This is a genomic window from Bacillus siamensis KCTC 13613, assembly GCF_000262045.1.
Lineage (GTDB): Bacteria > Bacillota > Bacilli > Bacillales > Bacillaceae > Bacillus > Bacillus siamensis.
The window spans coordinates 1-244 of sequence record NZ_AJVF01000005.1; the positions used below are offsets into that span (position 1 = coordinate 1).

1 protein-coding gene is annotated in these 244 nt (G+C 63.5%); it reads left to right on the top strand.

Annotation, left to right across the window (positions count from 1 at the left end):
- The coding region (locus Y79_RS01000000119845) for a condensation domain-containing protein (protein ID WP_032864726.1) at positions 1–244 on the top strand (244 nt) is incomplete at both ends.

Consider the following 244-nt stretch of genomic DNA (forward strand, 5'->3'; position numbering starts at 1 on the left):
CTACAATATGCCGGCTGTGCTGGAACTGACGGGCCCGCTTGACCGCGGCCGGCTGGAGGAGACGTTCCGGCAGCTTGTCGAGCGGCATGAGTCGCTCAGAACGTCCTTTGAAACGGGGCATGACGGCGAACCGGTGCAGCGCATCCATGACAGCGTGCCGTTTCAGCTGGATGAAGCCGAGTCAGCTGACGCATTCGTCCGGCCGTTTTGTCTGGAGGAAGCGCCGCTCTTCCGCGCGGCTCTC